The following is a 7,099-nucleotide window of genomic DNA, read 5'->3' as shown; positions in this document are numbered from 1 at the left end:
CAGTAATTCCCATTGTTCATCTGTGAGATCGGTACGATATGATTGACCCATGACTCTCGTTCTCTGTCATTTTTTGCTATTGACAGGTTATTGTAACGAGAGCTTTTTTACTTTTCAGACCTCCTCTCAGCTAAAAAATGTAACTCATGCTGCTCTGAGGTAGATACTGTTATTAGTACTCGCACTAGTAAGCATCACAATGATGAAATCTGCTACCACCTTAGGGGAGTTGATACATTACACATGGTAGGTTTCTATACTGTACTACGCTGGTTAGCTGTATTGTTCTTAGTGATTGCTAGTGTAGTGATATTTATTATGTACTTTCGGGGAACGTTTCGCGATCGCATCGAGTACAAAATCAAAAATGTCCCTGCACCACGCGATCCGCGTTTTCCGTTAGCACTTGCTAGTCTCTCAAATTCGGTAACAACTAGCGGACGGTTAACAGGTTTCTGGATAGAAGCTGAAGCCATTAATGCGGCTAGAATCGCTGCAATTTGTAGCGCTGAGCATACAATTCATTTTGAGACTTTTTTCATGACTCCAGGGCGTCGAGTCAATGACTTAGCTGACGCACTGATCGAACGAGCACAAGCAGGTGTTGAAGTTGAAATTGTAGTCGATCAATATGGTGCCAAAGAGTTATCGCAGCGCTATTGGCAACGATTACGCGCCGCAGGAATTAATATCCATTTCTACAACGATTTTAACTGGAAGGCTCCTGTCGATTACTTTGCTCGTACTCACCGTAAATTGTTACTCATTGACGGCAAGGTATGTTTAATTGGTGGTGCAGGAATTTCTGATTACTGGGATGGATTAGACAATATCAAAGATACTGGTCCTTGGTACGATTTTGAAATGCGCTGGGAAGGTGAAGTTGTTGCTGTACTTGAAGGAGTATTTATGCAGCACTGGACTTATGTCCGCGGTACTGCGGACTTAGATCCGCGTGTTTTTCATCCTTCACCAAACAATGATGCAATTGTTTTAGTTACCGCAGGCGACGATCCTTCCTATCGCGCCTCTAGTGTCAGAGCATTATTTCAAGTCAGTATCTCTTCAGCAAAACGGCGGATTTGGATTGCTAGTCCTTACTTTTTACCCGACAAAAACTTGAAACGAGAGCTTATTATTGCAAAAAATAATGGAATTGATGTACGCATTCTCACTAATGGCAGTCAGTGTGATAAAAAATTTGTTTATTACGCCTCGTGTGAACTGTATGGCGATTTGCTCAAAGCTGGCGTGCAAATTTACGAATATCAGCCTAGTATGATGCACGCCAAAGCCTTGCTGCTAGATAACTACTGGGTAAGTAGTGGTAGTGCTAATTTTGATCCGCGCAGTTTCTTTCATAATGACGAGCTTGATATATCCTCTGCAGATGAGCAGCTTGTGCGCAATATTGAGCAGATGTTTCTTAAAGGATTTGCTAAAAGTGAAAAGCTCGATCAAACTCAGTGGCGTAAGCGTTCTATTTGGCAACGAGTTCTAGGTAGAGTTGTCTTGTTCTTTCAGTCTCAACTCTAGCGATGTTGAGGGAAGGTGTGATTTTTTCTTAATGTTAAACTTTCAATGTTAAATTCGATCCAATAATCAATAGTGCAAATACAGTAGGACACACTCAATGCCAGTTGCTGGAAACGCAATCAAATTTGGAACAGACGGTTGGCGAGGAATTATTGGTGATGAATTCACCTATGACAATCTCTCGCTAGTTGCGCCGCTTGCTGCAAAAGTTTTATCGCAAACCTATGGCGATACTGCAAGTAGCAATACTGTGATCGTAGGCTATGACCGTCGTTTTATGGCAGAAGTATTTGCTCAAAGAGCTGCACAAGCCGTTACTGAGGCTGGTTTTGATGTTTTGCTTTCAAAAAACTACGCTCCTACTCCAGCTTTTAGCTTAGCGGCAAAACAACATAATGCGTTAGGTGCATTAGTCATTACGGCAAGTCATAATCCTGGTAGCTATTTAGGATTAAAAGTCAAGGGTGCTTTTGGTGGTTCGGTTCCTCCAGAAGTGACACAAAAAATTGAAATATTGCTGAGTGAAGCATCACATACTCAGACAAAAAGTGGTGGAATAGTGTGCTTTAATCCCTGGGAAAATTACTGTGAAGCACTGCGAGCTAAAGTAGACATTGAACAAATTCGCGCTTGTATAACTCAAGGCAAACTTACAGTATTCGCCGACGTCATGCATGGTGCTGCAGCTGGGGGACTATCACAGTTACTAGGAGTTTCTGTACAAGAAATTAATAGCGATCGCGATCCCCTATTTGGTGGAGGTGCGCCAGAACCTTTACCACGCTACTTATCACGTCTATTTCGTTTGATGCGAACTCATCGTAGAACTGCTACAGAAGCTTTGGCTGTTGGTTTAGTTTTTGATGGCGATGCCGATCGCATTGCCGCAGTCGATGGACAAGGTAATTTTTTAAGTTCACAAGTGCTGATCCCAATCTTAATTGAACATTTAGCTGTCAAACGTGCTTTGAAAGGCGAAATTGTCAAAACAGTAAGTGGTTCCGATTTAATTCCCAAAGTTGCCGCATTACATCAGTTGTCAGTACATGAAACTCCTGTCGGGTACAAATATATTGCCGATCGCATGTTAGAAGCCCAAGTGTTATTGGGTGGTGAGGAATCAGGCGGAATTGGTTATGGAACGCATATCCCTGAACGCGATGCTTTATTATCGGCGTTGTATGTTTTAGAAGCGATCGCAACATCGAACATGGATCTTGGCGATCTCTATCGAGACTTACAACAGCAAACCGAATTTACTTCTGCCTACGATCGCATTGATTTACCCCTAGCAAGTATGGAAGTGCGATCGCGTCTTTTAAATCAGTTACAAAATCAACCACTGACAGAGATTGCTGGACAAACTGTCATAGATTGCCTCAGCATTGATGGTTATAAATTCCGTTTAGCAGATAGCAGTTGGCTGATGATTCGTTTTAGTGGTACTGAGCCAGTTTTACGCCTATATTGTGAAGCGCCTACAATGCAGCAAGTTCAGCACACTTTGGCTTGGGCGCATCAGTGGGCGTCGTAAGAAGCAAGGAAGCTTTATAGCTCTCATTTGTTGAGATGATTTAAAGTTTAAAACAATATGAAGAAACACGATCCAAAATTACTTGTGGTTGCGACAAGCAATCCTGGTAAACTGCGAGAAATGCAACTGTTTTTAATTGACTCTGGTTGGGAACTAACTCTCAAACCTGATGATTTAGATGTTGAGGAGACAGGTACAACTTTCAGTGAAAATGCTTGTCTTAAAGCATCTGTTGTTGCAAAAGTAACTAATCAATGGGCGATCGCGGATGATTCCGGTTTAGCAGTTGATGCCCTCAATGGTGCTCCTGGCGTATACTCTGCACGTTATGGTAAAACTGACACCGATCGCATTCAGCGAGTTTTGCGAGAACTACAAGACACATCAAATCGCCAAGCACAGTTTGTTTGTGCAATTGCGATCGCTCGTCCTAACGGAGAAATTGCTCTGCAAACTCAAGGAATTTGTCGAGGTGAAATTCTCTTAGCTCCTCGTGGAAATAGAGGTTTTGGCTACGATCCCATTTTCTACGTACCAACTCACCAAATGACTTTTGCCCAAATGCCTCCAGACCTCAAGCAGCAAGTCAGCCATCGCGGTCAAGCCTTTAAAGCTTTACTTCCCCAACTGACACAACTTTGAGCTGAACTTGCAATATTCTATTTATAGAGCAGAGGAGTTATGAGTTATGAGTGTTGAGTTATGAGTTAAGCAAGTTCTTTTAATAAATGCCTCCGGCACCTTTCTTCGCTTTCCAAAACTCAAAACTAATTACTCACCCCTCACCCCTCGCCCTTCATTACACAGCTTCTAGATTCTTTTCTCCAGTACGAATCCGAATCACTTGCTCTACAGGGGAAATAAAGATTTTGCCATCTCCAATTTCACCTGTTCGGGCAGCAGCAATGACTTTGTCTACCACCATATCAACTTGACTATCTTCAACAACAATCTCAACTTTAAGTTTTTGGAGAAATTCTACAGTGTACTCAGAACCGCGATAGCGTTCTGTTTGTCCTTTTTGGCGTCCAAAACCACGAACTTCCGAAACGGTCATACCGACGATCCCAGCATTGACCAAAGCGATCTTTACTTCATCGAGTTTGAAGGGTCGGATAATTGCTTCAACTTTTTTCAATTTTCTGCACTCCTTATTTTAAGTTCTTTTAGCATCAAAATAAACGCTACCACCACATAAGCTCTAAAACAAAGTCAATTATAGGACGATGTTACATTCAGTCAATCTATTCTTTAGCATCTACGGTATAACTAGCTTCAATACCCACAACTTCCCTATGAGACATGAACTTTTAAATAGCATTCAATAGTCTTGGTATTTAGTAACAAATAATACATTCGGCGAGCAACTCACGACTGCTTAACGTTGTTTTGTTTCTTTTAGTCAGATGCTAACGATTAGAGCGCAATGGTCCCACAATTAAATAGCCTGCACCGAACGCTGATATGATAATAAGTAAAATAGCGATCGCTAAACCCCAACCATTGACTTCTGATGCAGTAGCAGATACACGGCGGCGATATCTACCGTCTTCTTGTTCAGTGTGTAAACGGGGTGTACTAGATTGCTTTAGCGGTAAATCAATAACAGGCGTTTTGATTGTTTTTTTGCGGCGATGCATTGCCCGCGCTGAGGAAGGTTGATTAGTCTGATGAGATCTACGATTGTACGGCACAGTACTCTCAACAATTTGCTGCAGTCTAATCACAGACTGTACAGCTTTTTCGATTTCTTGTCGCAGTTGATGGTTTTGCTTGGCTAATGCATAGTTTTCTGCATTGAGCGAATTAAGCTTGGCTTGTGTTGCTTGCAGTTGTGCAGCAAGTTCCTTATATACCGAAATCGGTACTGAAGGAGAGTAATAATGCTTTCCAGAAGAGGAATTATGGCTAGATGTTGTAGTTGATCGCATCGATGGCTGGGCATAAAGAACGAACTTCATCAGTTTAGCCAGATCTGTATTAATCAGCTATCAGATTTAGCCATCCTGTAAGGTTATGCACAAGAATAGTCGATTTTGCACTCCTTTTCTAGCTACTTAGACAAAAGTAAAATAATTGGCTTCGCTATGATTTGGCTAACAAAGGAAAAAAATGTCCTATAGGTCCTTGTCCTTTACCAATATCTAAAGCATATTGCAAGGCAGTAGTGACATACTCTTTAGCTTGACGTACAGCAGTCAATACATCACAATCTAGTGCTAAATTAGCTGCGATCGCTGCTGCCAAAGTACAACCAGTACCGTGTGTGTTGTCTGTATCTACCTGTGTGGTTGTCAAAGTCTCCCAACGTTGTCCATCAAACCAAACATCGACACCGCGCAAATTACCACTCATTGCGCCGCCTTTAATTAAAACTGCTTTAGCGCCAAGTCGATAAATTTGCCCAGCAGCAGCCCGCATATCGTCTATATTATGAATTTCTAAACTGCTGAGTAGTTGTGCTTCGTATTTATTTGGTGTGACAACAGTCGCTAAGGGAATCAAGAGTTCTCGTAAACTCGCAACTGCTGTCTCATCAATCAGTTGCGCGCCTGTACGCGATACCATAACAGGATCGACAACTACATTCTGAATATTTAACTGTTTTATCTGCTGTGCAACAACAGCAATGATTTCTTGATTCAGCAGCATTCCTGTCTTAGCCGCTTGAACACCAATGTCTTCAACTACTGCTTGGATCTGCGCCATAACAGCGGCTGCAGGTAAAGCATCAACACGCTTGACTCCTAATGTGTTCTGTGCCGTTACACAGGTTATTGCACTCGTGCCGTGAACGCAATGAAAAGCAAAAGTGCGTAAGTCTGCTTGAATTCCTGCACCGCCACCACTATCTGAACCAGCAATAGTTAAAGCAGCAGGTATGCTTGATTTAGTCACAGTTGTAGTTTGAGTTATGTCCTAGCAAGTTATTATAAATAACAATTAATTTTTGAGTGCTGCTCCTTGACGTTGATACACACCTGGCAACATCCACCAAGGTACATTGGGGTACTCGTGATGCTCTTGGTGATAACCAAAATGGTAACAGGTAATAAATGACCAAAAGATAGGTAATGGGTTACTCTGAGCGTTGTGAATGTTTTTATAACCCCCTATTGGCTCTTTATGTGGCAAGAAAGTACCAAAATAAAATAGCTGTACTGAGCTTAAAATTGATGGCAATATCCAAAATAATGTTAAGTTTCTCTCAGGTAAATGAACGACATAGCTAGCCAAATAAAAGATACTAATTAACCCTAATAATCTCCACCAGCTCCAGTATTTTTTCATAAACTGGAAATACCAGCCTAAGAAGCTTGTTTGTTTGCCATTATGAAAATCTGGATCTAACTCCGTTGCAGGGTTTTGATGATGCTGCCAGTGAGTTTTTAGGAGTTTCTTGTATGAGAAAAGAGCGTATAATCCTACGGCTAGCCCCCCAACAAAGTTATTAATTTTCATATTTTTAGGGAAAACTACACCGTGCATTGCGTCATGCGCAGTAATAAATAGCCCTGTATATAAGAATGTTTGTACAAGTATTAATGGTAATAATTGAATGATAGGAGTACTTGAGATATCTATAGAAATTAAATAGCTTAGACAAGCTGCCCAACAGCATATGACTAAAGTAGCAATTAATAAGCACCGCAATGCATACTTGTTTGCTGTATTCTGTGTAGAAAAGTTTGGCTGTATAGCAGCAGATTGAATCATTTTATGTATTGTAAACAGTATTTTTGATGAGTATTAAATATTCAAGTTTAGGAGATAAATAATGTGTCTATTAAATCTAAAACAGTAGAGCAAGTTGTAAAAGTGAAGCTAATATTAAACATTGACTGCATAAAAGGATTGTGTACTCTTTATCTCTTGCTAACTTCGTTTTGCAGATTTTATCTATAGGCTATCAAATTAATAGGTTTAATATCATATTCTTGCAAGCAGCATTTTGTTTGCTTGAGATAAGACAATTCACTATTGTTTAAGCTTTTGAAAGTGATGAACAAGTTACACTAATTACAATTT

General features: G+C 40.7%; 7 protein-coding genes. 3 read left to right on the top strand and 4 right to left on the bottom strand.

The genetic code is table 11. The features are described 5' to 3' along the window. Positions 1 to 243: 243 nt before the first annotated feature. The 3 genes from IQ230_RS14075 to rdgB all read left to right on the top strand — a co-directional run bounded on the left by IQ230_RS14075 (position 244) and on the right by rdgB (position 3,712). The gene (locus tag IQ230_RS14075) at positions 244 to 1,536 is read left to right on the top strand and encodes a phospholipase D-like domain-containing protein (protein WP_193932596.1); all 1,293 of its coding nucleotides are present in this window, start codon (positions 244 to 246) and stop codon (positions 1,534 to 1,536) included. A 97-nt stretch (positions 1,537 to 1,633) separates the two neighbouring features. Beyond that, positions 1,634 to 3,070 (top strand): phosphoglucomutase/phosphomannomutase family protein, encoded by a 1,437-nt coding sequence (locus IQ230_RS14070; RefSeq protein ID WP_193932595.1) that lies wholly within the window; start codon positions 1,634 to 1,636, stop codon positions 3,068 to 3,070. A gap of 57 nt (positions 3,071 to 3,127) precedes the next feature. Continuing rightward, complete coding sequence (gene rdgB / locus IQ230_RS14065) at positions 3,128 to 3,712, top strand: RdgB/HAM1 family non-canonical purine NTP pyrophosphatase (RefSeq protein WP_193932594.1); 585 nt, start codon at positions 3,128 to 3,130, stop codon at positions 3,710 to 3,712. A 157-nt stretch (positions 3,713 to 3,869) separates the two neighbouring features. On the opposite strand, the gene IQ230_RS14060 is transcribed toward rdgB, so the two are convergent. From IQ230_RS14060 to crtW, 4 genes are all read right to left on the bottom strand, one after another. Continuing rightward, positions 3,870 to 4,208 carry a P-II family nitrogen regulator gene (locus IQ230_RS14060; protein ID WP_009632395.1) on the bottom strand — a complete coding sequence of 113 codons (339 nt, stop codon included), beginning with the start codon at positions 4,206 to 4,208 and terminating at the stop codon, positions 3,870 to 3,872. A gap of 271 nt (positions 4,209 to 4,479) precedes the next feature. After that, positions 4,480 to 5,031: a hypothetical protein gene (locus IQ230_RS14055; protein ID WP_193932593.1), complete on the bottom strand. Its 552-nt coding sequence runs from the start codon at positions 5,029 to 5,031 to the stop codon at positions 4,480 to 4,482. Between the two features lie 124 nt (positions 5,032 to 5,155). Beyond that, the gene (thiD, locus tag IQ230_RS14050) at positions 5,156 to 5,968 is read right to left on the bottom strand and encodes a bifunctional hydroxymethylpyrimidine kinase/phosphomethylpyrimidine kinase (RefSeq protein WP_193932592.1); all 813 of its coding nucleotides are present in this window, start codon (positions 5,966 to 5,968) and stop codon (positions 5,156 to 5,158) included. Between the two features lie 45 nt (positions 5,969 to 6,013). Further along, positions 6,014 to 6,787 (bottom strand): beta-carotene ketolase CrtW, encoded by a 774-nt coding sequence (crtW, locus tag IQ230_RS14045; protein WP_193932591.1) that lies wholly within the window; start codon positions 6,785 to 6,787, stop codon positions 6,014 to 6,016. Positions 6,788 to 7,099 lie beyond the last annotated feature (312 nt).

Source organism: Gloeocapsopsis crepidinum LEGE 06123 (genome assembly GCF_015207655.1).
Classification (GTDB): Bacteria; Cyanobacteriota; Cyanobacteriia; order Cyanobacteriales; family Chroococcidiopsidaceae; genus Gloeocapsopsis; species Gloeocapsopsis crepidinum.
The sequence above is the reverse complement of the archived record's forward strand: the minus strand, read 5'-3'. Positions and strand labels throughout refer to the sequence as shown.